At 56.5% G+C, this 26,429-nt stretch carries 22 protein-coding genes and 2 tRNA genes; 16 read left to right on the top strand and 8 right to left on the bottom strand.

Translation table 11 applies throughout. From position 1 onward, the window contains the following. The first annotated feature begins 814 nt into the window (after positions 1–814). The 3 genes from VGC62_RS23370 to VGC62_RS23360 all read left to right on the top strand — a co-directional run bounded on the left by VGC62_RS23370 (position 815) and on the right by VGC62_RS23360 (position 5,071). Complete coding sequence (locus VGC62_RS23370) at positions 815–2,137, top strand: OprD family porin (RefSeq protein WP_331189447.1); 1,323 nt, start codon at positions 815–817, stop codon at positions 2,135–2,137. A gap of 171 nt (positions 2,138–2,308) precedes the next feature. Next, positions 2,309–4,024 (top strand): proline--tRNA ligase, encoded by a 1,716-nt coding sequence (locus tag VGC62_RS23365; protein WP_331189446.1) that lies wholly within the window; start codon positions 2,309–2,311, stop codon positions 4,022–4,024. Positions 4,025–4,114: 90 nt separating this feature from the next. Next, entirely contained in the window at positions 4,115–5,071 is a 957-nt protein-coding gene (locus tag VGC62_RS23360) for a hypothetical protein (protein ID WP_331189445.1), read from the top strand. 35 nt (positions 5,072–5,106) lie between these two features. Here VGC62_RS23360 and dinB read toward each other — a convergent pair whose 3' ends face one another. After that, the gene (gene dinB, locus VGC62_RS23355) at positions 5,107–6,186 is read right to left on the bottom strand and encodes a DNA polymerase IV (RefSeq protein WP_331189444.1); all 1,080 of its coding nucleotides are present in this window, start codon (positions 6,184–6,186) and stop codon (positions 5,107–5,109) included. 275 nt (positions 6,187–6,461) lie between these two features. Between dinB and VGC62_RS23350 the strand changes: the two genes are divergently transcribed. The 4 genes from VGC62_RS23350 to VGC62_RS23335 all read left to right on the top strand — a co-directional run bounded on the left by VGC62_RS23350 (position 6,462) and on the right by VGC62_RS23335 (position 11,120). Continuing rightward, positions 6,462–6,538, top strand: a tRNA-Met gene (locus VGC62_RS23350). A 245-nt stretch (positions 6,539–6,783) separates the two neighbouring features. Beyond that, positions 6,784–6,860: transfer RNA gene (locus tag VGC62_RS23345), tRNA-Met, on the top strand. A gap of 328 nt (positions 6,861–7,188) precedes the next feature. Continuing rightward, entirely contained in the window at positions 7,189–9,834 is a 2,646-nt protein-coding gene (mprF, locus tag VGC62_RS23340) for a bifunctional lysylphosphatidylglycerol flippase/synthetase MprF (RefSeq protein ID WP_331189443.1), read from the top strand. Beyond that, positions 9,834–11,120 carry a virulence factor family protein gene (locus VGC62_RS23335; RefSeq protein WP_331189442.1) on the top strand — a complete coding sequence of 429 codons (1,287 nt, stop codon included), beginning with the start codon at positions 9,834–9,836 and terminating at the stop codon, positions 11,118–11,120. The genes mprF and VGC62_RS23335 overlap by 1 nt, the downstream gene beginning before the upstream one ends. Before the next feature lie 109 nt (positions 11,121–11,229). Here VGC62_RS23335 and VGC62_RS23330 read toward each other — a convergent pair whose 3' ends face one another. Continuing rightward, positions 11,230–13,128, bottom strand: a complete 1,899-nt coding sequence (locus VGC62_RS23330) for a potassium transporter Kup (protein WP_331189441.1) — start codon at positions 13,126–13,128, stop codon at positions 11,230–11,232. A gap of 269 nt (positions 13,129–13,397) precedes the next feature. Here VGC62_RS23330 and rimO point away from each other — a divergent pair, with 269 nt between their 5' ends. Then, positions 13,398–14,735, top strand: a complete 1,338-nt coding sequence (gene rimO / locus VGC62_RS23325; protein ID WP_331189440.1) for a 30S ribosomal protein S12 methylthiotransferase RimO — start codon at positions 13,398–13,400, stop codon at positions 14,733–14,735. Between the two features lie 311 nt (positions 14,736–15,046). Beyond that, positions 15,047–15,523, top strand: a complete 477-nt coding sequence (locus VGC62_RS23320; RefSeq protein ID WP_331189439.1) for a GNAT family N-acetyltransferase — start codon at positions 15,047–15,049, stop codon at positions 15,521–15,523. Between the two features lie 92 nt (positions 15,524–15,615). On the opposite strand, the gene VGC62_RS23315 is transcribed toward VGC62_RS23320, so the two are convergent. Further along, complete coding sequence (locus tag VGC62_RS23315; protein WP_331189438.1) at positions 15,616–16,611, bottom strand: alpha/beta hydrolase; 996 nt, start codon at positions 16,609–16,611, stop codon at positions 15,616–15,618. A 178-nt stretch (positions 16,612–16,789) separates the two neighbouring features. Here VGC62_RS23315 and VGC62_RS23310 point away from each other — a divergent pair, with 178 nt between their 5' ends. From VGC62_RS23310 to tsaA, 3 genes are all read left to right on the top strand, one after another. Beyond that, positions 16,790–17,500: an rRNA pseudouridine synthase gene (locus VGC62_RS23310; protein WP_331189437.1), complete on the top strand. Its 711-nt coding sequence runs from the start codon at positions 16,790–16,792 to the stop codon at positions 17,498–17,500. A gap of 67 nt (positions 17,501–17,567) precedes the next feature. Beyond that, the gene (locus VGC62_RS23305; protein ID WP_331189436.1) at positions 17,568–18,029 is read left to right on the top strand and encodes a DUF1456 family protein; all 462 of its coding nucleotides are present in this window, start codon (positions 17,568–17,570) and stop codon (positions 18,027–18,029) included. Between the two features lie 10 nt (positions 18,030–18,039). Beyond that, complete coding sequence (gene tsaA, locus VGC62_RS23300; protein WP_331189435.1) at positions 18,040–18,744, top strand: tRNA (N6-threonylcarbamoyladenosine(37)-N6)-methyltransferase TrmO; 705 nt, start codon at positions 18,040–18,042, stop codon at positions 18,742–18,744. A gap of 211 nt (positions 18,745–18,955) precedes the next feature. Here the strand turns inward: tsaA and fpr are convergent, their stop codons facing one another. Next, entirely contained in the window at positions 18,956–19,735 is a 780-nt protein-coding gene (fpr, locus tag VGC62_RS23295; RefSeq protein WP_331189434.1) for a ferredoxin-NADP reductase, read from the bottom strand. A gap of 121 nt (positions 19,736–19,856) precedes the next feature. Here fpr and VGC62_RS23290 point away from each other — a divergent pair, with 121 nt between their 5' ends. Next, positions 19,857–20,783 carry a LysR family transcriptional regulator gene (locus tag VGC62_RS23290; RefSeq protein ID WP_331189433.1) on the top strand — a complete coding sequence of 309 codons (927 nt, stop codon included), beginning with the start codon at positions 19,857–19,859 and terminating at the stop codon, positions 20,781–20,783. Here the strand turns inward: VGC62_RS23290 and VGC62_RS23285 are convergent, their stop codons facing one another. Both VGC62_RS23285 and erdR read right to left on the bottom strand, forming a co-directional pair. Continuing rightward, on the bottom strand, positions 20,784–21,152 hold the full coding sequence (locus tag VGC62_RS23285; RefSeq protein ID WP_331189432.1) for a diacylglycerol kinase: 369 nt from the start codon (positions 21,150–21,152) through the stop codon (positions 20,784–20,786). A gap of 97 nt (positions 21,153–21,249) precedes the next feature. Beyond that, a complete protein-coding gene (gene erdR / locus VGC62_RS23280; RefSeq protein WP_331189431.1) occupies positions 21,250–21,897 on the bottom strand; it encodes a response regulator transcription factor ErdR in 648 nt (215 codons plus the stop codon). Between the two features lie 231 nt (positions 21,898–22,128). On the opposite strand from erdR, the gene VGC62_RS23275 reads away from it, so the two are divergent. Continuing rightward, positions 22,129–23,049: a DMT family transporter gene (locus tag VGC62_RS23275; RefSeq protein WP_331189430.1), complete on the top strand. Its 921-nt coding sequence runs from the start codon at positions 22,129–22,131 to the stop codon at positions 23,047–23,049. On the opposite strand, the gene VGC62_RS23270 is transcribed toward VGC62_RS23275, so the two are convergent. Next, entirely contained in the window at positions 23,033–23,743 is a 711-nt protein-coding gene (locus tag VGC62_RS23270) for a tRNA-uridine aminocarboxypropyltransferase (protein WP_331189429.1), read from the bottom strand. The two genes, VGC62_RS23275 and VGC62_RS23270, sit on opposite strands and share 17 nt — an antisense overlap. 219 nt (positions 23,744–23,962) lie before the next feature. Between VGC62_RS23270 and VGC62_RS23265 the strand changes: the two genes are divergently transcribed. Beyond that, positions 23,963–24,382: a quorum-sensing-regulated virulence factor family protein gene (locus VGC62_RS23265; RefSeq protein ID WP_331189428.1), complete on the top strand. Its 420-nt coding sequence runs from the start codon at positions 23,963–23,965 to the stop codon at positions 24,380–24,382. 372 nt (positions 24,383–24,754) lie between these two features. Further along, positions 24,755–25,873: a TIGR00730 family Rossman fold protein gene (locus VGC62_RS23260; protein ID WP_331189427.1), complete on the top strand. Its 1,119-nt coding sequence runs from the start codon at positions 24,755–24,757 to the stop codon at positions 25,871–25,873. Positions 25,874–25,916: 43 nt separating this feature from the next. Here VGC62_RS23260 and recX read toward each other — a convergent pair whose 3' ends face one another. After that, a complete protein-coding gene (gene recX / locus VGC62_RS23255; protein WP_331189467.1) occupies positions 25,917–26,384 on the bottom strand; it encodes a recombination regulator RecX in 468 nt (155 codons plus the stop codon). Positions 26,385–26,429: the final 45 nt, after the last annotated feature.

Genomic DNA, 26,429 nt, shown 5'->3' with positions numbered 1-26,429 from the left:
CGAGCCGCGCACCAGCAGCGGACACTGCTGGCAATCTCGCACCGATATGACTCACCACGTAACAAACACCAGGCAAAGCCAGAGCCTATTGAGACACCTGATTCCGGCGCATGAAGGCACCATTCATCAAGCCGTTCTATATCTATCAGCCACGGCATCGCACGACAGCTCCAACATCAGGCATTTTCCGCCCTTCACGCACCAAAACGACCCACTCTCAAGACGATAGCCACCCACAGCATCCGTAAATTACTCACTTGGTATAAAGGTCAGGTAACGTCGGTGACATATTCCAGGATCAATCTACATTCAGAGTCAAGAAATGAGTTTCTCCATGAAAAAAAATTATCTATAAAAATCATATGGTTATATGGAAACTCTAAATTTTTCCGTACATTTTTGCTTTTTTTTCATACTGACCGGAACTTTGTGCACGGTTGTTGCTTCATCCCTTATAGGAACGACAACGGTGCGGATCTGAAAAGGATACCAGCGCGGTCGAAAACGGTGACAACGGACCGATTTACCGAAAGGATTTGAAGGATGGATTTCAGACCACTGCGGGGTGGTTTTATCCCTCAAAAAACACCGCATGTCGTTGTACGTTTTAGACGATGGAAGCTGTTCAATAGCGACATGGACAGAGCTGATTTGCGACACGGCCGTAAAGAGTTTGAAAGGATAGGTTCGTAACTATCGCCAATAATGTCAGCGTGCTATAAATTTCGCTGACACAAAAAAGAAAGAGCCGCCCAGATAAAAACACAGGTGGGACGGCAGTACTCTTCTTAAAAACCAAAGGAGCAAAGTCACGATGAGAGTGATGAAGTGGAGCGCAATCGCACTGGCAGTTACCGCCGCCAGCACCCAACTGGCCACAGCGGCCGCTTTCGTAAGCGACCAATCTGAAGCCAAGGGTTTTATAGAAGACAGCCATCTGGATCTGAAGGCTCGTAACTACTATTACAACCGCGACAAGAAAAACGACGCGGTAGACGACAAAGACTGGACTCAAGGCTTCTTTGGTAATTACAGCTCCGGTTACACCCAAGGTCAGATCGGCGTGGGTATCGATGCGTTCGGTTACGTCGGCTTCAAGCTCGATGGCTCCGACAAATACTCAGGCTCGGGTAACCTGGTGACCGATAGCCAAGGCAAGAACGAAGACAGCTTTGGTAAAGCCGGTGCCGCTGTTAAGTTTCGAATCTCGAAAACCGAGCTAAAAATCGGTGACATGCAACCAGCCAACCCCGTTTTTGCTGTCGGCGGTTCTCGCCTGCTGCCACAAACCGCCACTGGCGTGACGTTGCAGAGCAGTGAAATCAAAGGCCTGGACGTTGAAGCCGGTCGCTTTACCTCCGGCATCAGCCAGGACGACACCAACCGTAATGGCGATATCTGGGCCACTTATGCGGGTGTAACTTCCAAATCGTCTACTTATGGCGGTGGCAAGTATTCCATCACCGACAACCTGGGCGTTGGTTTTTACTACAACAAACTGGAAGACGTGTGGAACCAGTATTACGGTAATGTGAACTACGCTCTGCCGTTGACTGACGACCAGTCCCTGGCCTTCGACTTCAACTACTACAACACCCAGGATACCGGCAGCGCTAAAGCTGGCGATATCAGCAACAACACTTACTCCCTCTCAGCGGCCTATTCGTTCCTGGCTGCTCACACATTGACCTTGGCATTCCAGAAGGTTAACGGTGACACCCCGTTCGACTACATCGGTATTGGCGATAATAACCGCGGTGGCGACTCGATCTTCCTTGCGAACTCGATTCAATACTCCGACTTTAACGGTCCTGGTGAAAAATCCTGGCAGGCGCGTTACGACCTCAGCATGGCTCCATATGGTGTTCCTGGCCTGAGCTTCATGACTCGTTACATCAGTGGTAAAGACATCGACGGCACCAACACGCCGTCTAACAGCACCTACACTGGATTGTATGGTGCTAACGGCAGCCACCACGAGACCAACGTCGAAGCTAAATACGTTGTTCAAACGGGTCCAGCCAAAGACCTGTCGTTCCGCATCCGTCAAGCGTTCCACCGCGCCAACACCGATGAGGGTGAAGGTGATGTTAACGAGTTCCGTCTGATCGTCGACTATCCAATTTCGGTTTTGTAATCGTAGAGTCTGACACTCGTTGCACAGAAGCCCGGCCTAGCGCCGGGCTTTTCTATTCGCGTCAATAACCGTGCCTCACGCCTTGGGACGGCCACCCGCCCTGTACTCGCAGGTATCACCACCGTACAATGCCGGGTCATTTCCAGTCACAGCAACCGACAACGGCCAACCATGCGCACCAGTCAATATTTGCTTGCCACACAAAAAGAAACGCCTTCCGACGCCGTCGTGATCAGCCACCAGTTGATGCTGCGTGCCGGCATGATTCGTAAACTGGCTTCCGGCCTTTATACCTGGCTCCCCATGGGCCTGCGTGTACTGCGCAAGGTCGAAGCTGTCGTTCGCGAAGAAATGAACGCCGCAGGTGCGCTGGAAGTGTTGATGCCCGGTATTCAACCAGCAGAACTGTGGCAGGAATCAGGACGCTGGGAACAGTATGGCCCTGAGCTGCTGCGCCTGAAGGACAGACACGACCGGGATTTCTGCGCAGGCCCGACCCACGAAGAAGTCATTACCGATCTGGCGCGTAACGAGCTGAACAGCTACAAACAGCTGCCCATCAACATGTACCAGATCCAGACCAAATTCCGTGACGAAATCCGTCCACGCTTCGGCTTGATGCGCGGTCGCGAGTTCATCATGAAGGACGCCTATTCCTTCCATACCGATCAGGCTTCCCTGCAGCAAACCTACGACCGTATGCATCAGGCGTACTGCAACGTCTTCACCCGCCTGGGCTTGAACTACCGCCCGGTTGAAGCAGACAACGGCTCTATTGGTGGCGCGGGTTCTCACGAGTTCCACGTCCTGGCCGAATCCGGCGAGGACGACATCGTTTTCAGCGATACCTCCGATTACGCCGCTAACATCGAGAAGGCCGAAGCGATACCACGAGAAACCAGCCGCCCTGCCCCAGCCGAAGAATTGCGTCTGGTCGACACACCAAACGCCAAGACTATCGCAGCCTTGGTCGAGCAATTCGATCTACCGATCGAAAAGACCGTCAAAACGCTGGTTGTCCACGCCGCAGAAGAAGGCAAGCTGATTGCACTGATCATTCGTGGTGACCACGAACTCAACGAAATCAAGGCGGCGAATCAAGAACAGGTCGCCAGCCCACTGGTCATGGCGACCGAAGCTGAACTACGCGACGCCATTGGCGCCGGGGCGGGCTCGCTGGGCCCTCTGAACCTGCCACTGCCGTGCATCATCGATCGCTCCGTCGAGCTGATGAGCGACTTCGGCATCGGGGCAAACATCGATGACAAGCACTACTTCGGCGTGAACTGGGAGCGCGACCTGCCGGTACCGCTCGTTGCCGATCTGCGCAACGTGGTTGAAGGTGACCCAAGCCCGGATGGCAAAGGCACAGTGGTTATCAAGCGCGGCATTGAAGTCGGCCATATCTTCCAACTGGGCACCAAATACAGCGAAGCGATGAAGTGCCAGGTGTTGGGCGAGAACGGCAAGCCGGTCACGCTGACCATGGGTTGCTACGGTATCGGTGTTTCTCGCGTGGTGGCTGCCGCCATCGAGCAGAACAACGACGCTAACGGCATCATCTGGAGCGATGCATTGGCGCCATTCCAGATCGCACTGGTCCCACTGCGGTACGAGACCGACGCCGTGCGCGAGGCAACCGACAAGCTGTACGCCGAACTGACCGCTGCCGGTTTCGAGGTCTTGCTGGACGACCGCGACAAGAAGACAAGCCCTGGAATCAAGTTCGCCGTCATGGAGCTGATTGGTATCCCGCATCGTATCGTCGTCAGTGACCGCGGCCTGGCCGAAGGCAATCTGGAGTATAAGAGCCGCACCGAGCCAGAAGCCCAGGCCTTGCCTGTGGCGGACGTGTTGTCGTTCATCAAGGGTCGCCTGAACCGCTGAGTCTGGGGCGCGCTCGCTATCGGCGAGCGCGTCCTTCTCAGCCTTGGCGCTTGTTCAAGCGTGTCCGCCTCATCGGTCCCAAGAGATCTCATGTACAAGCGAAGTTCCCTTAGCCTCGCAAGCGCCACGCTGTGCGGCACGCTGATTGTCAGCGGTTGCGCCAACCATCTTTCCCAACGCAGCGAGCACGAAGAACGCATCGAGCGCAAACTGCTCGAACACAGCTTGCAAGTTGATGTTGGCGAACCCAAGACGCTCGAACTGCCGCAACGTCGTGTGCTCATCCATGAGCTGAAAACCTTTGACGTCACCGAGTTCGAAGTAACGCGTCACTACGACCGCTACACCCCGTACCAGCCCTGGCGGGAAATTTACGAAATTCCGCTAGGCGCCGTGGCGATTGTCGCAGGCGTCGGTGCGAATATCGTCAATGTGGTTACGTTTGGCAGCCTGCCCGATAGCATCACCAAGGACTGGATCAGTTATGGGGTCGCAGGGCTCAATCCGTTCATGAACGCTCCGTCTCATGGGCGCGCGCAGCAGAATCTGGCAGGCATCGACGAAGTCCAGCGCGATCATCACGTAGAGCGCTCAAGTTTGCCCTGGAGCGAGAGCCCGGTTGACGTCGAAGCTGGCAACCAATCTCATGAACTGATCACAGACCGCAATGGCGTCCTGCGCATCAACCTGCTGGACAGCCCGTTTGCCGAACAGGACCTCAGCCGTGTGACCCAACTGAACCTGAGCGTGGAGGACAATCAGGCGACCGTACACGCCAATGCTACGTTGCCGCTAAGCAAGTCACTGCGCGGCAAGCTGATCGAAGCTCATGATCTCATTTACGACGACCTGGAAGACGATGAGGTCAGCCAGTGGGTTCATCGAGTAAAACGCTTGTCCGATCTGGGCCTGGAGGAAGAAGCCAGTGACCTGGAACAGACCTTAATCGAAATGACTCGCAACGATCCACAACTGCAGCACGAACTTCTCAAATCGCTGGCAAAGGATGCCGGTCGCCTTGTCGCCGTACCGGCCACTGCCGAGTAACGTCGCAATGCACGCTTAGGGCACAGACGGGTGACTCAACGGCTGTGTAAATGCTCAATGAGAAACAGCTCCAGTTGTTCGTGGGCGCCACGCAAATCATGCAGGCGCACCCCCACCCCCAGTAACCGCACCGGTTTACCACCGCGCGCGAATGCCTGAGTCAGCAGTTGCGTATAACTTTCCAGATCCCAGCCCGCCCCCGCTTGTTCCAGCGTGGTTTGGGTGAAGTCGTGAAACTTCACCTTCACGAACGGTTTGTCTGGTCGGTACTGGGTGTCCATGCGCTCGATCCGCCCTGACAAGGTCTCTATCAATGCAGGCAACTTCTCCACACAGCTGGCCAGATCAGGGAGATCGTTATCGTAGGTATTTTCAACACTGACTGACTGCCGACGGCTGTCATTTTGCACAGGCCGTTCATCCACTCCCTGAGCCAGATTCCACAGCCGCTCCCCGAACGAGCCAAATTCACGCGCCAGGCCCAACTTGCTCCACTGACGCAAATCGGCGCAGGTGACGATGCCTAACCTGCCCAGCTTGTCTGCCGTGACTTTGCCGACGCCATGCAACTTTGACACAGGAAGCTCAGCGACGAAGGCCTCCACCTGATCCGGGGTGATGACAAACAGGCCGTTTGGTTTTTTCCAGTCGCTGGCGATCTTGGCCAGAAATTTATTCGGAGCGACCCCCGCCGAGACAGTGATGTGCAACTGGTTGGACACCCGCCGACGAATATCCTGAGCGATACGCGTAGCGCTGCCTCCAAAATGCTCGCTTTGCGAGACATCCAGATAGGCTTCGTCGAGCGACAGCGGCTCAATCAAATCGGTGTATTCACGAAAAATCACGTGGATCTCTTTCGACGCCTCCTTATAAGCATCGAAACGCGGCTTGACGATGGTCAGGTCTGGACACAAGGTCAGCGCGTGGCGCGAAGACATCGCAGAGCGTACCCCGTAGGCCCGCGCTTCATAATTGCAGGTGGCGATCACCCCTCGTCGATCAGCCGCTCCGCCTACGGCCAATGGCTTGCCCGCCAACTGCGGATCGTCGCGCATTTCAATGGCGGCATAGAAGCAGTCACAGTCAACATGGATAATTTTGCGCTGTGGCATGACGTGCAGTCGTACGTACGGAAAAAGGTGAAGCAGTATCGCATTCAAGCCGCAATGCCGCACTCGTCACGCCGATGTGCGAGTAGGACATTTCTGAAAAATCGATGCCAAAAAGCCAAACCGGCGCACAGAATATGCGCGCATAAGCCCGTGCAGCATGGCTCTACAGGTATTTCAGCGTACAGCGAGGGCTGCTAACCAATTGAACAAAAAGCACTTTTTTCAATACAACGGTTGACACCCCTGCGTTCCTCTGTAGAATGCCGACACACAGACGCGGGATGGAGCAGTCTGGTAGCTCGTCGGGCTCATAACCCGAAGGTCGTCGGTTCAAATCCGGCTCCCGCAACCAAACATCAAAAGAGGCTACTCGCAAGAGTGGCCTTTTTTGTGCCTGTCACTTTCCAGTCTTCCCTATAGCGCCGGCCGTGCCCTCCTTTAAATAAGGCGTGAGCAGGCGGAGCGTGCCTCTCTGGGATAAAAGCCTTGTGCGACCACAACTTATGCACGCCAAGGCAATAGATGGGGTTAATTTGTCGATGTTCAGCATTAAAGATTGACACTTCGGCGTTCGACTGTAGAATGCCGCCACACAGACGCGGGATGGAGCAGTCTGGTAGCTCGTCGGGCTCATAACCCGAAGGTCGTCGGTTCAAATCCGGCTCCCGCAACCAACGTTTAGAAAGAAGGCTACTCGAAAGAGTGGCTTTTTTTTTGCCCTGGCGAAAAGCCCCGAACAGCACACGCATTGCACTGTCAGACGACCACCAGCGATTCGTTTCACATGGTTTTCATCTGTATTTCTCACGGCGCGATAGTTTTTGATCTTTGCGCCGATAGGGTATGCATCAGCTGAACCTAGACTGAATGGCAACCGAAACATTTCTGCCTTATTCGCCCGTTAGGCGTTGAAGCGCTAACATCCTGAATTATTTTTTGCGTAGGGATTGGTAACTTGGCTGTATACCCCCATCCTGTCGCGCACGATCCGAGGAGTGATTGATGCGCGCCAACCCGTCCGACAACAATGCTGAAGCAGTTACGGCTCATACATCGCCTCCCCCTGCCCGCCGGCGCCTACTCGACCTACTGAGCAAAAACCGTCAGTCCATCGGGCTCGCAGTCACGATACTGTTGTTTGCGCTGGCGTTGATCGCCTGCCGGCACATGCTGACCGAACTCGACATCTATGCGCTGCAGGATTCTTTGCTCAGCGTACCTGCGCCGTCTCTGGCCGGTGCCGTGCTGGCGACAGTCGTCGGCTTCATTATCCTGCTGGGGTATGAGTGGTCCGCCAGCCGTTACGCCAATGTCGATTTGCCCAAGAAGATGCTGATCATGGGCGGATTCTGCGCGTTCGCCATCGGCAATGCTGTCGGTTTGTCGATGCTGTCTGGCGGCTCAGTGCGCTACCGGCTGTATTCACGCCACGGCCTGAGTGCTGGCGAAGTGGCGCGCATGACGTTATTTGCCAGCCTGTCACTGGGCTGTGCATTGCCGCCTCTGGCTGCCCTGGCGACGTTGAGCGATCTGCCTTCTGCCTCGCTCGCGCTGCACCTTTCTGTGTCGGTGCTGGCAACCATTTCCGTGATCATTCTGGCGCTGAGTGCGCTGCTGGGCGTGGCGATCTATCGCCGTCGGTTGCCTGAGCAAACCATCCCGCACAACTTGCTGGTCCGCGCCGGACGCCGGACGTTGCGCCTGCCTAGTCTGCGCTTGACGCTCATGCAATTGGTCATCACGGCGCTGGATGTAGCAGCGGCGGCAGTCGTTCTTTATATGCTGCTACCGTCCGCGCCTCCCTTTGGCGCCTTCCTGCTGGTGTATCTGCTGGCCCTTGCTGCTGGCGTACTGAGCCATGTGCCTGGCGGCGTCGGGGTGTTCGAGGCGATTCTGCTGGCCGCGTTCGCCGACGAACTGGGCGCCGCGCCGCTGGCTGCCGCGTTGCTGCTGTATCGGCTGATCTACGTAGTGCTGCCACTGCTGGTGGCCTGCCTGACCTTGCTGTACAGCGAAGCCAAACGGCTGATTTTCACTCAGCAAGCGATTCGCGTGGCCTCGGGCCTTGGCGCCCCGATCCTTGCCCTGCTGGTTTTCCTGTCGGGTGTAGTGCTGCTGTTTTCGGGCGCAACACCGGAGATCGACACACGCCTGGAAAGCCTGGGCTTCCTGATTCCCCATCGCCTGATCGACGCCTCACACTTTGGTGCGAGCCTGATCGGCGTGCTCTGTTTGTTGCTGGCGCAAGGCCTGCGCAGACGCTTGTCAGCGGCATGGATGCTGACAACGATTCTGCTGCTTGTTGGCTCGGTGCTCTCGATCCTTAAGGGTTTCGACTGGGAGGAAGCCAGTCTGCTGCTGCTGACCGCCTGTCTGCTGGCGATCTTCCGTCGCTCGTTCTATCGCCCAAGCCGTCTGCTGGAGTTGCCGTTTTCACCGTTATATCTGGTGGCGAGCGTCTGTGTGCTGGGGGCTTCCTTTTGGCTGCTGCTGTTCGCCTATCAGGACGTGCCCTACAGTCACCAACTGTGGTGGCAATTCACTCTAGACGCCGATGCCCCTCGTGGTCTGCGCTCAGCGCTGGGGAGCGCGGTGCTGCTGGTGATCGTGTCGCTCACCTGGTTGCTGCGCACGGCGCGCCCGGTCATTCACTTGCCCAACGAGGCGGAACTGGCGAAAGCAGCCGAAATCATCAACGCGTCAAATCAACCGGACGGCGGCCTGGTGCTCACCGGCGACAAAGCCGTGCTGATGCACCCAGACGGCAATGCGTTTCTGATGTATGCCCATCGCGGTCGCAGCCTGGTTGCGTTGTATGACCCCATTGGCCCGACCCAACAACGCGCCGAACTGATCTGGCAATTTCGCGATCTGTGCGATATCCACCATGCACGCCCTGTGTTCTACCAAGTACGTGCCGAGAATCTACCGTTTTATATGGACATCGGCCTGACCGCGATCAAGCTGGGCGAGGAAGCCCGGGTCGACCTGCACAAGTTCGACATAGAGGCCAAAGGCAAGGAAATGAAAGACCTGCGCTACACCTGGAATCGGGGTGGGCGCGATGGTCTGTCGCTGGAAATCTACGAGGTCGGACAGGCACCGCTCGATGAACTGAAAGTGATTTCCGATGCTTGGCTGACCGGCAAGAACGTGCGCGAAAAAGGCTTCTCACTGGGCCGTTTCAGTACCGAATACCTGAAGCATTTCCGCATTGCGATCATTCACTTCGAAGGCAAACCGGTAGCATTCGCTAACCTGCTGGAGACTTCCCGGCGTGACTTGGCCAGCCTGGACCTGATGCGCGCCCACCCCGAAGCGCCGAAGCTAACCATGGAGTTCATGATGGTCGGCTTGATTCTGCATTACAAAAAAGAAGGTTACGCACGCTTCAGTCTGGGCATGGTGCCCTTATCTGGCCTGCAGCCACGACGCGGCGCACCACTGACACAGCGTCTAGGCTCAATGGTCTTTAATCGCGGCGAGCAACTCTATAACTTCCAGGGGCTGCGCCGCTTCAAAGACAAATTCCAGCCTGAATGGGAACCTCGCTATATGGCCGTGCCCGCCGGACTTGATCCGCTGGTTGCACTGGCTGACACTGCCGCCCTGATTGCAGGCGGCCTGACTGGATTGGTGAAACGCTGATGATTCAACGCTACTGGCGATTTTTGCTTGCAGGCCTGATTATTCTCGCCGTTGCATTAGCAGCCTGGATGTGGAACCGCCCTGCCCCGCAAGCCACACTGGAAAACCTGCAACTGGACAACGGCACGACGCTGATTCGCGCCAATCCGCCGTCGAGTCCCAAAGCCCAGGTCGCTTTGGCTGTGACCTCCGACGATGCACTAAGCGACAAGCAATTGCTGGCCCTAAGCCGTGACGCCTCGGCGCAGATCGTGCAAGTGGTCTTGCCCAAGGACGATTGTGCGCTGCAGGAGCAAACGTTCAAGCAAGCCCTGAGCAAACTCGATAACCCTGCCACGCTGGTCGCCGGTATCGGCCCAGGTTCGATTCTGGCCTGGCGCTGGCTCACCGAGCAAACCGATGACAAAGCCAGCGCGATCTCGGTCGGCTTTAACATCGAAGATCCGGGCTGTCACGACAACCTGCCGCAATCCGCGCCACATGGCCATTGGCTGGCGGCCTGGAACGACGCACCGGATGACCCGAGCGCCAAGTTCGTACGAGATCAGCCAAACGCCGACACCAGCATCAGCGACTACGACATCAAGTTGCCGCAAGTCCTTAACACGGAGCTGCGCCACCAATTGGTCGGCGGCAGCGACGATGACGGCGGCCTGCACATTCCAATGGTCGAAGTGCCTGTCAGCCAGGCAACCGATACCGTCACGCTGTTTCTGTCCGGTGACGGTGGTTGGCGGGACTTGGACAAAGACGTCGCCGGCGAGATGGCCAAAGTAGGCTATCCAACGGTGGGCATCGACACCCTGCGTTATTACTGGGAACACAAGTCACCGGAGCAGACAGCGGCTGACCTGGCCGATCTGATGGCCCATTATCGACAGAAATGGGGCACCAAGCGGTTCATCCTGATGGGGTACTCGTTCGGCGCCGATGTGCTGCCAGCGATCTACAACCGCCTTGATCCGGACGATCAAAATCGCGTTGACGCCATTGTATTGCTGGCATTCGCCCGCACCGGCAGCTTCGAAATCGCAGTGGAGGGCTGGCTGGGTGCAGCAGGCAAGGAGGCAGCAACAGGGCCCGAAATGGCCAAGTTACCCGCTGCCAAAGTGCTCTGCGTGTACGGCATCGAGGAGAAGGACGAAAGTGGCTGCACCGAAGCCACCGCTCCCGGCGAAAAACTGCAACTGCCAGGTGGGCATCACTTCGATGAGAACTACCCGGCCCTGGCAAAACGCCTGATCGACGCCATCAACAAGCGGCAAAGCAAGACGCCAGCCCAGTAAGCGCTGGTCGTCAGGCAAAAAAATCCCCACAGTCGCAGGACTGTGGGGATTTTTTATGAGGCTTGTTAACGGACAACGCCGGTTTTATCGCGACCACGCACAGTGGGAGCTAGATTTCCACCTGTGTACCCAGTTCGATCACTCGATTGAACGGCAATTTGAAGAAGCGCAGGTTACCGTTGGCGTTCTTCAACATGAAGGCGAACAAGCCCTCACGCCAACGCGCCATGCCCACCAGTTTGGACGACACTACGGTCTCGCGGCTCAGGAAATACGTCGTGCGCATAGGGCTGAAGTCCAGCTCGGCGAGGTGGCACAGCTTCAGCGCGGCCGGCACGTCAGGTTCGTCGATGAAGCCAAAATGCAGGATCACCCGGAAGAATCCTTCGCCGTATGCCTCCACTTCGAAACGCTGCTGCGTCGGAACCCTCGGGCGGTCTTCATAAACCACGGTCAACAGCACCACCTGCTCATGCAACACCTGATTATGCAGCAGATTGTGCAACAGCGCATGTGGGACAGCATCCGGACGGGCGGTGAGAAACACCGCCGTGCCCTGGACGCGATGCGGCGGCTGCAAACGGATACTGCTGATAAAGATCGGCAACGGCAGGCCACCTTCATCGATGCGCTCTACCAACAGCTGTTTACCGCGCTTCCACGTGGTCATCAGGATGAATAGCGCGATACCGGCGATGAACGGAAATGCGCCGCCCTGCACGATTTTCGGTACGTTTGCCGCGAAGAACAGACCATCCACCAACAGGCAACCCAACAGCACCGGCACCGCCAGCAAAGGTGGCCATTTCCACAACAGCAGCATCACCGAAGACACCAGAATCGTGGTGCAAAGCATCGTGCCGGTGACCGCGACACCGTAGGCCGACGCCAGCGCCCCTGAAGACTCGAAGCCCAGCACCAGCAGAATCACCCCGACCATCAGTGACCAGTTAACCGCGCCGATGTATATCTGGCCCTGCGCATCACTAGAGGTGTGCTGGATGTACATGCGAGGGATGTAACCCAACTGAATGGCCTGCAAGGTCATCGAGAACGCACCGGAAATCACTGCCTGTGAGGCGATCACGGTGGCCAGTGTCGACAGCGCGATCAACGGCAGCAAGGCCCAACTCGGCGCCAGAAGATAGAACGGGTTACGTACCGCTTCCGGGTCCTGTAACACCAGCGCACCCTGGCCAAAGTAATTGAGCACCAATGCCGGCAGCACCAGCACGAACCAGGCACGGGAAATCGGCTTGCGACCGAAATGCCCCATGTCGGCATATAGCGCTTCGGCACCGGTCAGCGCCAGCACCACGGCCCCGAGGATCGCCACGCCAATACCGGGGTGGACAATGAAGAAGCGAACGGCCCACATCGGGTTTATCGCATGCAGCACCTCTGGACTTTGAAGAATCCCGTAAACACCCAGCACCCCGAGCACGACAAACCAGGTCACCATGACCGGGCCGAACAGAATGCCGATGCGCGCCGTACCGTGGCGCTGAATCAGGAACAAGCCCACCAGCACCACCAGGGAAATAGGCACGACCCAGCGTTCGAGCCCGTCGAACGCCAACTCCATGCCTTCGATCGCCGACAATACCGAGATCGCCGGGGTAATCATGCTGTCGCCATAGAACAGCGCCGCGCCGAACAAGCCGAAGACAATCATCGTCGCCTGCAACCTGGGGTATTTGGCTGATGCCCGACGCGCCAGTGCGGTCAGCGCCATGATGCCGCCCTCGCCCTGATTGTCGGCGCGCAAAACGAAGGCCATGTACTTGAAGGATACGACCCAGATCAGCGACCAGAAAATCAGCGACAGAATGCCCAGCACCCCGTCGTGACTAACCTGCACGCCATAGCCACCGGAAAATACCTCCTTGAGCGTATAAAGCGGACTGGTGCCGATATCGCCGTACACCACACCTACCGCCGCCACCAAAAGACTCAATGGCTTGGCCGACTGATGCCCGGCCTCTGCCGAACTACTTGCGTGACCCATTTACCACTCCTGAAACCATGACCCAAGCTGCGCGATAGCGCGCCGGGAAGATGACCAACACCCTACCTTTGAATTCCGATGCAGCCCACTGGAGGTACAGTGCAGGCAACGCGGCGAAGCATAGCGCAGCACTCGTCGTAATTCTCTGTATAACACTGGTCAATTACTCGACTGATCGCTAGAATTGCGCACTTTTTGATCAGAGGCGCATCAAGCGCCCAGTCAGTGTCTTGGCCTACAGCCTTGGCACACCTACGCCGAGGTTAGTCATGTCCATCGTTACCACGCCTTCCGCCCCCAAGGTTGGCTTTGTCTCGCTTGGGTGCCCGAAAGCACTCGTCGACTCCGAGCGCATCCTGACTCAGCTGCGTATGGAAGGTTACGAAGTCGTGCCGACCTACCAAGACGCTGATGTCGTCGTGGTCAACACCTGCGGTTTTATCGACAGCGCCAAGGCCGAATCGCTGGAAGTGATCGGTGAAGCCCTCGCAGAAAACGGCAAGGTCATCGTGACCGGCTGCATGGGCGTGGACGAAAGCGTCATCCGCAACGTACATCCAAGCGTGCTGGCCGTGACCGGTCCGCAGCAATACGAGCAAGTGGTCAACGCCGTACACGACGCCGCGCCGCCGAATCTGGATCACAACCCGCTGATCGACCTGGTGCCACCTCAAGGTATCAAGTTGACCCCGCGTCATTACGCGTATCTGAAAATTTCCGAAGGCTGCAACCACAGTTGCAGCTTCTGCATCATCCCATCCATGCGCGGTAAGCTGGTCAGCCGCCCAGTGGGCGATGTGCTCGACGAAGCTCAGCGCCTGGTGAAAGCCGGCGTTAAAGAGCTGCTGGTGATTTCCCAGGACACCAGCGCCTATGGCGTCGACGTCAAATACCGCACGGGTTTCTGGAACGGCGCGCCGGTCAAGACACGCATGACCGAGCTGTGCCAAGCCCTCAGCTCATTGGGCGTCTGGGTGCGTCTGCACTATGTTTATCCGTACCCGCATGTCGATGAAATCATTCCGTTGATGGCTGCCGGAAAAATCCTGCCGTACCTGGACATCCCGTTCCAGCACGCAAGCCCCAAGATCCTCAAGCTGATGAAACGTCCGGCCTTCGAAGACAAAACCCTGGCGCGGATCAAAAACTGGCGCGAGCAATGCCCTGATCTGGTCATCCGGTCAACGTTCATCGTCGGCTTCCCCGGTGAAACCGAAGAGGACTTCCAGTACCTGCTGGATTGGCTGACCGAAGCGCAACTCGATCGCGTCGGTTGCTTCCAATACTCGCCAGTCGAAGGCGCACCGGCAAACCTGCTGGACGCTGCGATTGTGCCGGATGATGTGAAACAGGAACGCTGGGACCGCTTCATGGCGCATCAGCAAGCGATCAGCGCCGCACGCCTACAGATGAAGATCGGCAAGGAAATCGAAGTGCTGATCGACGAAGTCGACGATCAAGGTTTCGTCGGTCGGTGCTTCTTCGACGCGCCGGAAATCGACGGCAGCGTGTTCGTCGAAAGCGATCAAAACCTCAAGCCAGGTGACAAGGTCATGTGTCGGGTGATCGATGCCGATGAGTACGATTTGTGGGCTGAAACGATCTAAAAGCTTCGCGAGCAAGCCGCGCCCTACAGTGCATTCTAGCCCTGCCCCCCATGTGGGAGCCGGGCTTGTCCCGCGACCGGCGGGGAACCCGTCGTAAAACCTGTGCACGCGGTGTGACAGGCAAACCGCGCAAGCGGGTTTACTGCCGCTACGCGCCAGCTCGCGGGACAAGCCGTGCTCCTACAATGTGAAGTGCGCCCCCAATGATAAGACTGAACCACCAACCCCGCCCTTCAAACGACGGGGTTTGTTTTTTCTGGCTATCGTGATGACATCGGCATCGACATCTCAGCCACGGGAGAACCGGCAATATGCCCCACCATTCGGTCATCTACTTGCCGAAAGTGCATGACTATCCCGAACTCACTCGTGTCTGGGAGGATTCTGTGCGTGCTACCCATGATTTTCTCCCCGACGGCTATATTGCGCTGCTGAAGAACCTGCTTCTGACCCAATACCTGGATGCGGTCAATCTGTTCTGTCTGCGCGACGCTAACCTCAAGATCACAGGGTTCGCGGGTACCACGCTCGGCAAGCTGGAAATGCTGTTCATTGCCCCTGAACATCGCGGCATGGGGCTGGGCAAGAAGCTATTGGACTACGCCATTGAGCATTTCGATATTTATGAACTGGACGTCAACGAACAAAACCCACAGGCCCTTGGTTTCTATATCAAACAAGGGTTTGAGGTGGTGGGACGTTCGAAGGTCGATGGGCTGGGACGGCCCTACCCGATGCTGCGGATGAAGTTGATCATGCCTGGCGAGAGGCACGGAGATCGCTTGTAGGCGTTTGCCAGGTCAATCGTTGACTCGATGAACGACGAATAACCTGTACAAGCTCCCTCCCTCGGGCTCCATGCCTGCTGCCAGTTATCGGGTCAACGCTTCAAGTTATCCAGCAACGCCTTGTTGAAGTGTTCCGGGTCCTGGATTTGCGGCGCGTGTCCCAAGCCCGCAAACTCCACCAGCGTCGCATGAGGAATACGCTTGGCGACGGCTTTACCCAGCTCAGGATAGTTGCCTAGCTCTTTGCGCAACGCTTGGGGCGCGGCGTCCTTGGCGATGGCCGTGTTGTCCTTCTGACCGATGAACAATACGGTCGGCATCTTCAGCTTTTCAAAATCATAGAATACCGGCTGATTGAAGATCATCCCGTAGGTCAGCGCCGAAGCCCGTGCGACTTCTTCCTTGCCGCGGCCGTTAAACATCCCCGCCTGCATGTCGACCCAGTGATCGAATTCCGGCCGCCACTCGTTGGCGTAATAGGTCGACTGCTGATACTTGCGGATGCTGTCAGCGTTGGTCTTTAGCTCGCGCGCATACCAGTCATCGAAGCTGCGATCAGGCACGCCTTTGGCTTTCCAGTCCTCCAGGCCAATGGGGTTAACCAGCAGCAACTGATCGACTTGCTCCGGGTACATCAACGCGAATCGCGTCGCCAGCATGCCGCCCATGGAATGTCCGAGCACGGTGACGTGATCAATACCCAAATGGCTCAAAAGCCCCTTGGTGTTCTGCGCCAGTTGCTCGAAGGTGTACGTGTAATCCGCAGGCTTGCTCGAACGGCAGAAGCCAATCTGATCAGGCGCTACCACGCGATAACCTGCCGCGCCCAACGCCTTGATGCTGCCCTCCCAGGTCGCGCCGCAAAAGTTTTTGCCATGTAACAACACAATACTGCGGCCGTTGGCTGTACCTGTTGGCTTGACGTCCATGTACCCCATCTGCACCTGCTTGCCCTGAGATTCAAAGGTGAAGTTCTGAACGGGGTATGGGTACTCAAATCCCTCAAGTTGGGGGCCGTAGGTGGGTGTTTGAGCCGCCATCAGCGGCAAACTCACCGTCAACAACAATGCAGGAAGCCACTTGACCATGTACAAACTCCGGGGTGGAAAGTCTCAGAGACGAGCGGCAGACAACATTTACCCTCGCTGCCCTCGTAAAAATGCCCTCGCATGGACACCCATCCGCAGGGCATTTTCAATGTTGCAGCGATTAACGGTGCTTGCACGGGTACAATAGGCGCCTTTCCTCTCTGTAACGGCTTTTCTCATGACTGACCCCATTCGCCTTTCCAAACGCCTGATCGAGCTGGTTGGCTGCTCCCGTCGGGAGGCCGAGCTGTTTATTGAAGGCGGCTGGGTCACTGTTGATGGCGAAGTCATCGAAGAACCGCAGTTCAAAGTCGAGAATCAGAAAGTCGAGCTCAACTCAGACGCCAAGGCAGACGCTCCCGAGCCTGTCACACTGCTACTGCACAAACCGGCCGCTCTCGACGCAGACAGCGCATTGAAACTGATCACGCCTGGCACACTGTCCGTCGAGCACAGCTACGGCAAGCGTCCACTCAAGGGCCATTTCCTGCGACTAGAAGCAATTTCAACGCTGCAAGCCAATGCCAGCGGTCTGATGATCTTCAGCCAGGACTGGAAAATCCTGCGCAAGCTCACCGACGATCGCAGCAAGATCGAGCAGGAGTACGTGGTCGAAGTGTCGGGTGACATGGTCGCCCATGGTCTTAATCGCCTGAACCATGGCATGACCTACAAAGGCAAGGAATTGCCCAAGGTCAAGGCCAGTTGGCAGAACGAAACTCGCCTGCGTTTCGCGATGAAAAACCCGCAGCCGGGCGTCATTGTGCAGTTGTGTGAAGCTGTCGGACTCAAGGTCGTTTCCCTGCGTCGGATTCGTGTCGGCGGCGTGTCGATTGGCAAGGTGCCAGAAGGCCAGTGGCGCTACATGACCGACAAAGAAAAGTTCTGAGTGACTTGCACCCCATTCTTCAGCGGCACATCTGCCGCCCAACCCGATTTTTCAGGACCTCTGCATCATGATGAACAACGATGTACTGCGTAGCGTTCGCTACATGCTCGATATCAGCGACGCCAAGGTGGTGGACATCATCAAGCTCGGCGGCCTAGATGTCTCCAAAGCCGACGTGATTACCTTCATGAAAAAAGACGAAGAAGAAGGCTACGTGCCTTGCAGCGACGAGATCATGGCGCACTTCCTTGACGGTCTGGTGTTCTTCAAGCGCGGCAAAGATGAAAGCCGTCCGCCAGTGGCCACCGAGCTGCCGATGACCAACAACACCGTTCTCAAGAAATTGCGGGTCGCCTTCGAACTCAAGGAAGATGACATGCACGCCATTCTCAAGGCTGCTGAGTTCCCGGTTTCGAAACCTGAGCTGAGCGCGCTGTTTCGCAAGTTCGGCCACAACAACTACCGTGCGTGCGGTGATCAACTCCTGCGCAACTTCCTCAAGGGCCTGACCCTGCGCGTGCGCGGCTAACGGTCTCACGATGATTGAAACCTTGCAAATGTCCCCTGTTGGCTACGTTCGCTCGTGCTTCAAGGAGAAGTTCGCCATTCCGCGCCAGCCTCAGTTGGCCCCGGCTGCACGCGGGGTGCTGGAACTGATCGCGCCGTTCGATCAGGGTGACGCGGTGCAAGGGCTGGAGCAGGTCAGTCATGTTTGGCTGCTGTTTGTGTTTCACCAAGCGCTGGAAGATAAACCGCGATTGAAAGTCCGCCCACCGCGCCTGGGTGGCAATCAGTCCATGGGCGTGTTCGCGACGCGTTCAACCCATCGACCCAATGGCATCGGTCAGTCGGTAGTGAAGCTGGAGAAAGTCGAAGCCGGCCGGCTCTGGCTCTCGGGCATCGACCTGTTGGACGGCACGCCGGTACTGGATATCAAGCCGTATGTGCCTTACGCCGACATCATCGGGGAAGCGACCAATGCGATGGCCTGCGCCGCGCCGGTTTTGATTCCGGTTCAGTGGGATGAGCCTGCGCTGATTCAGACCCGCGAACATGAGCAACGCCTGGGGGAACCTTTGGTGGCGCTGATCGAGCAATGCCTGGCACAGGACCCACGACCGGCCTACCAGAATCCCACGCCAGAGCGTCGCTACGGCGCGCAGTTTTGGGACGTGGATGTGCGCTGGCATTATCCGCGCGTCGGGCTGATTCGGGTGCTGGAGGTCGTGCTGGCGGATACTTGAGCTTATCGTCAGGCACATAATCATCGCCCACAAAAAAACCGCCTGGTCCGTGACCTCCAGGCGGTTTTTTTGTCAGACGCGGAACGTGGAGTACACATTCCCCTTGTAGGGGCTACCGAAGGTTGCGATCAGATCGAAACCGCGAAAACCGTTCCGGTTTTATCGCAGCCCTCGGCAACGCCAATTACAAAGTCAGGTGGGGCAAGCCAAATCACTTCTCTACGAATGCCCGCTCGATCAGGTAATCACCCGGCTCGCGCATACGTGGCGATACCGTCAGGCCGAAGCTGTTGAGCACTTCGCTGGTCTCATCGAGCATGCTTGGGCTGCCGCACAGCATGGCGCGGTCATCCTGCGGGTTGATTGGCGGCAGACCGATATCGCCGAACAGCTTGCCGCTGCGCATCAGATCGGTCAGGCGACCTTCGTTCTCGAAAGGCTCACGCGTAACGGTTGGGTAGTAGATCAACTTGTCACGCAGCGCTTCGCCGAAAAATTCGTTCTGTGGCAGGTGTTCGGTGATGAACTCGCGGTAAGCGACTTCATTCACGTAACGCACGCCGTGGCACAGGATGACTTTCTCGAAACGCTCATAGGTTTCCGGGTCTTGAATCACGCTCATGAACGGCGCAAGACCGGTACCTGTGCTCAGCAGATACAGGTGTTTACCGGGTTTTAGGTCATCCAGAACCAGCGTGCCCGTGGGCTTTTTGCTGATGATGATCTCGTCACCTTCTTTCAAGTGCTGAAGTTGCGAAGTCAGCGGGCCGTCCGGCACCTTGATGCTGAAAAACTCGAGATGCTCTTCCCAGTTAGGGCTGGCAATCGAGTAGGCACGCATGAGCGGGCGCCCGTTTGGCTGCTGCAGACCGATCATGACGAACTGACCGTTCTCGAAGCGCAGGCCTGGATCACGGGTGCACTTGAAACTGAAGAGCGTATCGTTCCAGTGATGGACGCTGAGGACACGCTCGTGATTCATGTTGCTCATGGTACGTGGGAACTCCTGAAGTTTTCCTGCGCAGGTGCATGCGCCATTGCGCGACATTCTAGTGGCAGACACAATATCTGTTAACTGAATTATTAAGATATGGGTTATCGGTTATATAGATATGCGATTTACTCTTAGGCAACTCCAGGTATTCGTCGCCGTCGCCCAGCAGGAAAGCGTTTCCCGTGCTGCCGTGCTGCTTTCTCTGTCGCAATCGGCCGCCAGCACGTCGATCACTGAACTGGAGCGTCAGTCGAGCTGCCAGTTGTTTGATCGTGCCGGCAAACGCCTGAGCTTGAACGCCACGGGGCGGCAGTTGTTGCCTCAGGCCGTAGCCCTGCTTGATCAAGCCAAGGAGATCGAAGACTTGCTCAATGGCAAGTCAGGTTTTGGCTCCCTGGCAGTCGGCGCTACCTTGACTATCGGCAATTACCTGGCGACGCTGCTGATCGGCAGCTTCATGCAGCGACACCCGGAAAGCCAGGTGAAACTGCATGTGCAAAATACCGCCAATATTGTGCAACAAGTGGCGCATTACGAAATTGATCTGGGTTTGATCGAAGGTGATTGCAGCCATCCAGACATCGAAGTGCAAGCTTGGGTCGAGGATGAACTGGTCGTGTTCTGTGCCCCACGACATCCATTGGCCAAACGAGGCCAGGCCACACTCGAACAATTGACAAAAGAAGCCTGGATTTTGCGCGAGCAAGGTTCGGGCACGCGGCTGACCTTCGATCAAGCCATGCGCCATCACCGGAACAGCCTGAACGTGCGGCTGGAGCTCGAACACACCGAAGCGATCAAGCGCGCGGTGGAGTCAGGTCTGGGGATTGGTTGCATTTCACGGTTGGCATTGCGCGATGCGTTTCGACGCGGGAGCCTGGTGGCGGTTGAAACGCCTGAATTGGATCTGGTGCGACAGTTCTACTTCATCTGGCACAAACAGAAATATCAGACGTCCGCGATCCGCGAATTCCTCGACTTGTGTCGCTCATTGACCGCAGGCGTGCGCCGCAGCGATGAGATCGTCCTCCCAAACATTGCCTGATCAGCCAAGCAGAATCAGTGCCCAGACCGCAGCGATCATGGCCAGCGCCACGAACTGCGCAGCGCTGCCCATGTCTTTCGCATTCTTCGACAGTGGATGACGATCCAACGAAATGCGATCAATCGCCGCTTCGATGGCTGAGTTGAGCAATTCGACGATCAGCGCCAGCAAGCAGACCGCAATCAACAACGCCCTTTCGACCCGGCTTACATGAAACAAGAACGAGACCGGAATCAGAATGACATTGAGCAATACCAACTGACGGAAAGCCGCCTCGCCCTTGAACGCGGCGGTCAGGCCGTCGAGCGAATAGCCGGAAGCGTTGAGAATACGTTTGAGGCCGGTTTGGCCTTTGAAGGGCGACGACATAAATAGGCTACTGACTGTAAGGAGGATGACGAAGGCTAGTGCAGCGGCAGTCAAAAAAGTGTGAAGAATCACGCATGGATGACTGCCCTCCTGGCTTTTAATTGGGCGAGATTGATTCCATTTGCTGCAGCAATAAGGCGGCCTGAGTACGAGTGCGCACGTTCAGCTTGCGGAAGATTGCAGTGACATGAGCCTTGATGGTCGCTTCGGACACGCTCAGTTCGTAAGCGATCTGCTTGTTCAAAAGCCCCTCGCAAACCATGGTCAGCACGCGAAACTGCTGCGGTGTCAAACTGGCCAGACCTGCGCTCGCGGCTTTGGCTTCCGGCGAAACACTGATGGCTTCGTTGACCTGCGGTGGCCACCAGACGTCACCAGCGAGGACCAGACGAACAGCCTGCTGGATGGTTTCCAGGGAACTGGATTTTGGTATGAAACCGCTGGCACCGAACTCTCTGGAGCGCACCACCACCGAGGCTTCTTCCTGGGCAGAAACCATCACCACTGGGACTTGCGGGTATTGCCCACGCAACAGCACCAATCCGGAAAACCCGTACGCGCCTGGCATATTCAGGTCCAGCAATACCAAGTCCCAATCTGCCTTTTCGTTAAGGCGGGCTTCCAGGTCGGCAATACTCTCAGCTTCCACCAAACGCACATCAGGCCCAAGGCCCAGCGTCAAGGCTTGATGCAAAGCACTGCGAAACAAAGGATGGTCATCGGCGATCAGGATTTCGTAGGTCATTTCGTGATCCTGTTTTATGTGAGTGCTGACGGATTCAGCCCTCACGATGGCATCCACAGATGCCAACACATACATACACTGCGCCAACGGGGCGCATTCAACGCCAAAAAAGCACATAGAAAACGGCGTTCAAGCCTTCACGCGGCGCCAAGGATGCCCAGCGAATCGAGAGTGGTCAAGTTCGGCGCTTTACGGCAAAGTCTGCGCCCCCTGACTCCATCGAGCCACATCATGAAAAAACAAGCCCTTAGAGCCGATCTGCTGATGCTGCTCACAGCCATGATATGGGGCTGTGGCTTTGTCGCGCAGGCCAAAGGAATGGATCATATCGGTCCGTATCTTTATTCCGGGCTGCGCTTTGCTCTGGGTTCGCTGTGCCTGTTGCCACTGATTCTAAGGCGCCCGACACAAGGCCCACCGCCAGAGCCCCTGTTGACCCGCGGCCTGCTGCAAGGCGGCGTGATCATGGGCCTTGTACTGGCGTTGGGTATCAATCTTCAGCAGGTTGGTCTGCAGTTTACCAGCGTAACCAACTCTGGGTTCATTACAGGTTTATACGTGATTGTAGTTCCGTTTCTCGGCTTGGCGCTGGGGCACAAGACTGGAGCCGGAACCTGGATCGGCTGCGTTCTGGCGGTGGTCGGGATGTTCCTGCTCAGCGTGGGTGACAACTTTCAGGTGGCGCCCGGCGATTGGCTGCAACTGATCGGCGCGTTCGTCTGGGGCGGCCATGTGGTGTTAGTGGGTGTATTCGCCAGTCGTCATGACCCAATCCGTCTGGCATTCCTGCAGTTCGTCACCTGCTCGGTTGTCAGTCTGGGGTTGGCGGTCTGCCTTGACCCCATTGATCTGCCATCCATTGCTGGGGCCATGCCAGCATTGATTTACGGCGGTGTTGTGGCCGTTGGCATCGGTTATACGTTGCAAGTCGTTGCGCAAAAAGACGCCATTGCCTCCCATGCGGCGATCATTCTTTCAATGGAGGCGGTATTCGCTGCCATTGCCGGGGCATGGCTGTTGGGCGAGTCCCTGCAACTGCGCGGTTACCTGGGTTGCGGCCTGATGATGGCGGGGATGCTGTTGGCACAACTGTGGCCACGCAAAATGGGTGACCACCGTAAAATCGCCGAGCCTCTTACACAAAAGCCTTGAGATGAGTGTGTGAAGTATCGTTCGGGTCGATAGGCCGCTGGTACTTCGCTCCCAAATAGTGAGCGCTGAATACGTCCAGATAAGCATCGAGAACGCCCGCAGCAACCTGATCGCCCGCCAGTTCAAGGCACATCGCCGCGACCTCGGCCGTGCAAAAATGATCATCGCGCTTGGACCGACGCAAGCAATAGCGCGATATTTGCTCCGGCTCCAGACTCAGCACCGGCAAGTGATCCAGATAAGGGCTTTTGCGGAACATTTTCCGGGCTTCGGTCCAGGTCGCGTCTAGCAGAATGAACAAGGGCCGCTTGCCATCCTTAACCTTGACCTCGGTGACCACACGGTCCGGCGCCACGAACTCCCCCGGAAACACGATATAAGGCTGCCACTGTGGATCGCTGAGTAACGCCGGCAACTGCGCATCGACCTCAATACGCGACCAGCCAAAGGCTTGGGTGTCTTCGATCACATCGGCGATCAGCCAACCGGTATTGGTGGGTTTCAGCGGCTCGGTGTCGTACATCAGCAGGCACATGGCCGACCTGGCGTCGACTTTGGGTTTCCACGCACACAGGCAATAGCTGTCAATCACCCTGCAACCCGGGCAACGCGGCGCGCGCGACCCTCTTGCGACGAATGGCTTGGTGCTGCGGGCCAGACGCTCGGCGCGCAGGCGGGAAACGGCGTGACTCATGGCACAAGGCCTGCAGGTAGATTCATCAAGCAACAGAAATGCATTAACACGTGAAAATCCGGGTAAAAAAGTCGGCGAAGTCTATCAGAACCTGTGTGTTGACTGGTGTCTGGCGCTGTGACTCACCTATACTGCGGCGCCTCGAAAGCACTATTGCAACCAGTGAACGCCTGCACCTATGTTGGGTCCAACGCCCATTCACTGAACCAGGAGAATTTAATGCTGCGCCTTATCGCCCCTACCCTCACGCTTTTACTCGTCGCTCCGTTTTGCGCCCAGGCGGCGTCGAAGCAGGATTTCGAACTGAGCAAAATGCTGGAAAAAGTTGCGAAGGAAAGCAGCGTTGGTACGCCACGCGCAATCAACGAGGACATTCTGGATCAAGGCTACACCGTTGATGGCAAAGAACTGATCAATCATCTGAGCGTGCAGTCAGGTCAAGCGCAGCAGATGCGCTCCAATCCTGACGCCGTGCGCAGCCAGTTGGGCAATAGCGTTTGCCACAACACCGGCTACCGCCAACTGATGGCAAAGGGTGCGACGCTCAAGTATCAATTCTCTGAATATAAGACCAATCGCCCCATCACCAGCCAGGTTTTCACTGCCGCTGACTGCGCCGCTAAGCCTGCCAAGAAGTAAGTCGAAGGCTGACTGCGCATCGTCGGCAATCCGCGGCGCGCATCTCAGCCAAAAGTAATACGACCGCTTTCTTCCTTGCGTCAGCAGCCTCACACACTCTGTGTGAGGTGTTGTCAGCTCTGATGTTATGAGCACATCATCGATGCCATTGGCAGTGTAACGTCATCCCCCACAATAGGAGGTTGGCGTTTCACATTCACTCAACACACGTTTTTCTTTAAACCAAGGACACAGGCAGAATCAGTGAGGATGAATCAAGTATTCATCCGTGCGAAGCGCTCTTCAGGTAAGGCTGCTAGCAGCGATGCACGATGCGTCGCGATCCGACGATCCAAGAGCGGATCGATGATTCTGCACAAGGAGAAAGCTTGAATGCCGTACAAACCTAGTGATGTCTTGTCTCACCATTTTCAGAGCGAAGGTACCGACCTCATCAGCAAGGTCGAAGAACAAATCCATCTGGTGGCTCCCAACAGCCCCAATATTGCGCTGTATCGCGACATGGTGCTGACTGTCCTGCGTATGGCACAGGACGACCGCAACCGCTGGAACGCCAAAATAACCCTGCAGGCTCTGCGCGAGCTTGAGAATGCTTTCCGAGTGCTGGACCAATTCAAAGGCCGACGCAAGGTCACCGTTTTTGGTTCGGCACGCACGCCGCTCCAACATCCTTTGTATGCACTGGCCCGAGAGCTCGGAGCAAAACTGGCGGCCTCAGAACTGATGGTCATCACTGGCGGGGGTGGTGGCATCATGGCGGCAGCCCATGAAGGCGCTGGCCTGCATTACAGCCTTGGCTTCAATATCACCCTGCCATTCGAACAACACGCCAATGCTACGGTCGACGGTACGGACAATCTGCTGCCATTCCATTTCTTCTTTACCCGCAAATTGTTCTTCGTCAAAGAAGCAGACGCGTTGGTGCTCTGCCCTGGCGGATTTGGCACGCTGGATGAAGCGCTGGAAGTTCTCACACTGGTCCAGACGGGCAAAAGCCCTCTGGTACCGATTGTCCTGTTGGATGCACCTGGAGGGACGTTCTGGCAAAGCGCCCTGAACTTCATCAAAGACGAACTGGAAGGCAATCACTACATATTGGCGACCGACATGAATCTGCTGAAGCTGGTTTATAGCGCAGATGAGGCCGTTGAGGAGATCAATCAGTTCTACAGCAACTTCCATTCAAGCCGCTGGCTGAAAAACAAGTTTGTCATTCGCATGCGTCACGCATTGAGTGAGGCAGCAATGACCCATATACAGGACGCTTTCGCCGACTTGCGCCTGAACGAAGACTTTCATCAGCACGCCTATTTGGGCGAGGAGCATGACGACGCCCAATTCAGCCACCTGACGCGCCTTGCGTTCAGCTTCAACGGACGAAACCAAGGGCGGCTACGTGAACTGGTGAACTACATTAACTTGACCGAGAACTGGGCAACAAAACCGCAATCTGAAACCCTTCAGACTCGCGAGCCACTGCAGGAAACGTGATTTTTCAACCGTTTTGGCAAGCGTTGAGGCTTGCCTCAATCGCTCAGTCGTCCATACCCCGGCCGCTCAGCAGGCGGCCGATCATCTCCAGCGGATATCCGCGATACGTCAGAAAACGACCTTGCCTGGCTCGCTCGCGAGCATCCAAGGGCAATTGTCCGGAGAACTTCCGACGCCAGGCTTCTTCAAGCTTTTCCTGCCAGTTAATACCGCACTCTCTCAGTGCAAGCTCGATATCCGCACGCTGAAGACCACGCTGGCCTAGCTCTTCACGAATACGCAAAGGGCCGTATCCTGAGCGGGCACGGTAGGAAACAAAGCTTTCGAGATAACGGGATTCGCAAAGCAAACCCTCCTCCGTCAGACGGTCGAGGGCAGCTTCAATCAATTCAAGTGACGCGCCACGCTGACGCAACTTTCGGGTCAGTTCGACTCGACCATGCTCGCGACGTGCGAGCAGGTCCATTGCCGTACGCCGTACAGCGACAGGCGTATCAAGCTCTGCAGACATATAAGTCTCAGAGATCTGCGTCAGCTTCAACCTCAGCCAAATCGT

It is taken from the genome of Pseudomonas sp., from assembly GCF_036404235.1.
Lineage (GTDB): Bacteria > Pseudomonadota > Gammaproteobacteria > Pseudomonadales > Pseudomonadaceae > Aquipseudomonas.
Note: the sequence above shows the minus strand (reverse complement) of the source record. Positions and strands in the feature narration are given on the sequence as shown.

Coding starts and splice junctions, on each gene's coding strand:
- dinB (WP_331189444.1), bottom strand. CDS start 6,186: ATGCCACAGCGCAAAATTATCCATGTTGACTGTGACTGCTTCTATGCC.
- VGC62_RS23275 (WP_331189430.1), top strand. CDS start 22,129: ATGAAAAAACAAGCCCTTAGAGCCGATCTGCTGATGCTGCTCACAGCC.
- VGC62_RS23265 (WP_331189428.1), top strand. CDS start 23,963: ATGCTGCGCCTTATCGCCCCTACCCTCACGCTTTTACTCGTCGCTCCG.
- VGC62_RS23285 (WP_331189432.1), bottom strand. CDS start 21,152: ATGTCGTCGCCCTTCAAAGGCCAAACCGGCCTCAAACGTATTCTCAAC.
- fpr (WP_331189434.1), bottom strand. CDS start 19,735: ATGAGCAACATGAATCACGAGCGTGTCCTCAGCGTCCATCACTGGAAC.
- erdR (WP_331189431.1), bottom strand. CDS start 21,897: ATGACCTACGAAATCCTGATCGCCGATGACCATCCTTTGTTTCGCAGT.
- VGC62_RS23330 (WP_331189441.1), bottom strand. CDS start 13,128: ATGGGTCACGCAAGTAGTTCGGCAGAGGCCGGGCATCAGTCGGCCAAG.
- VGC62_RS23270 (WP_331189429.1), bottom strand. CDS start 23,743: ATGAGTCACGCCGTTTCCCGCCTGCGCGCCGAGCGTCTGGCCCGCAGC.
- VGC62_RS23310 (WP_331189437.1), top strand. CDS start 16,790: ATGACTGACCCCATTCGCCTTTCCAAACGCCTGATCGAGCTGGTTGGC.
- VGC62_RS23260 (WP_331189427.1), top strand. CDS start 24,755: ATGCCGTACAAACCTAGTGATGTCTTGTCTCACCATTTTCAGAGCGAA.
- mprF (WP_331189443.1), top strand. CDS start 7,189: ATGCGCGCCAACCCGTCCGACAACAATGCTGAAGCAGTTACGGCTCAT.
- tsaA (WP_331189435.1), top strand. CDS start 18,040: ATGATTGAAACCTTGCAAATGTCCCCTGTTGGCTACGTTCGCTCGTGC.
- VGC62_RS23290 (WP_331189433.1), top strand. CDS start 19,857: ATGCGATTTACTCTTAGGCAACTCCAGGTATTCGTCGCCGTCGCCCAG.
- VGC62_RS23315 (WP_331189438.1), bottom strand. CDS start 16,611: ATGGTCAAGTGGCTTCCTGCATTGTTGTTGACGGTGAGTTTGCCGCTG.
- recX (WP_331189467.1), bottom strand. CDS start 26,384: ATGTCTGCAGAGCTTGATACGCCTGTCGCTGTACGGCGTACGGCAATG.
- VGC62_RS23370 (WP_331189447.1), top strand. CDS start 815: ATGAGAGTGATGAAGTGGAGCGCAATCGCACTGGCAGTTACCGCCGCC.
- VGC62_RS23365 (WP_331189446.1), top strand. CDS start 2,309: ATGCGCACCAGTCAATATTTGCTTGCCACACAAAAAGAAACGCCTTCC.
- VGC62_RS23360 (WP_331189445.1), top strand. CDS start 4,115: ATGTACAAGCGAAGTTCCCTTAGCCTCGCAAGCGCCACGCTGTGCGGC.
- VGC62_RS23335 (WP_331189442.1), top strand. CDS start 9,834: ATGATTCAACGCTACTGGCGATTTTTGCTTGCAGGCCTGATTATTCTC.
- VGC62_RS23320 (WP_331189439.1), top strand. CDS start 15,047: ATGCCCCACCATTCGGTCATCTACTTGCCGAAAGTGCATGACTATCCC.
- VGC62_RS23305 (WP_331189436.1), top strand. CDS start 17,568: ATGATGAACAACGATGTACTGCGTAGCGTTCGCTACATGCTCGATATC.
- rimO (WP_331189440.1), top strand. CDS start 13,398: ATGTCCATCGTTACCACGCCTTCCGCCCCCAAGGTTGGCTTTGTCTCG.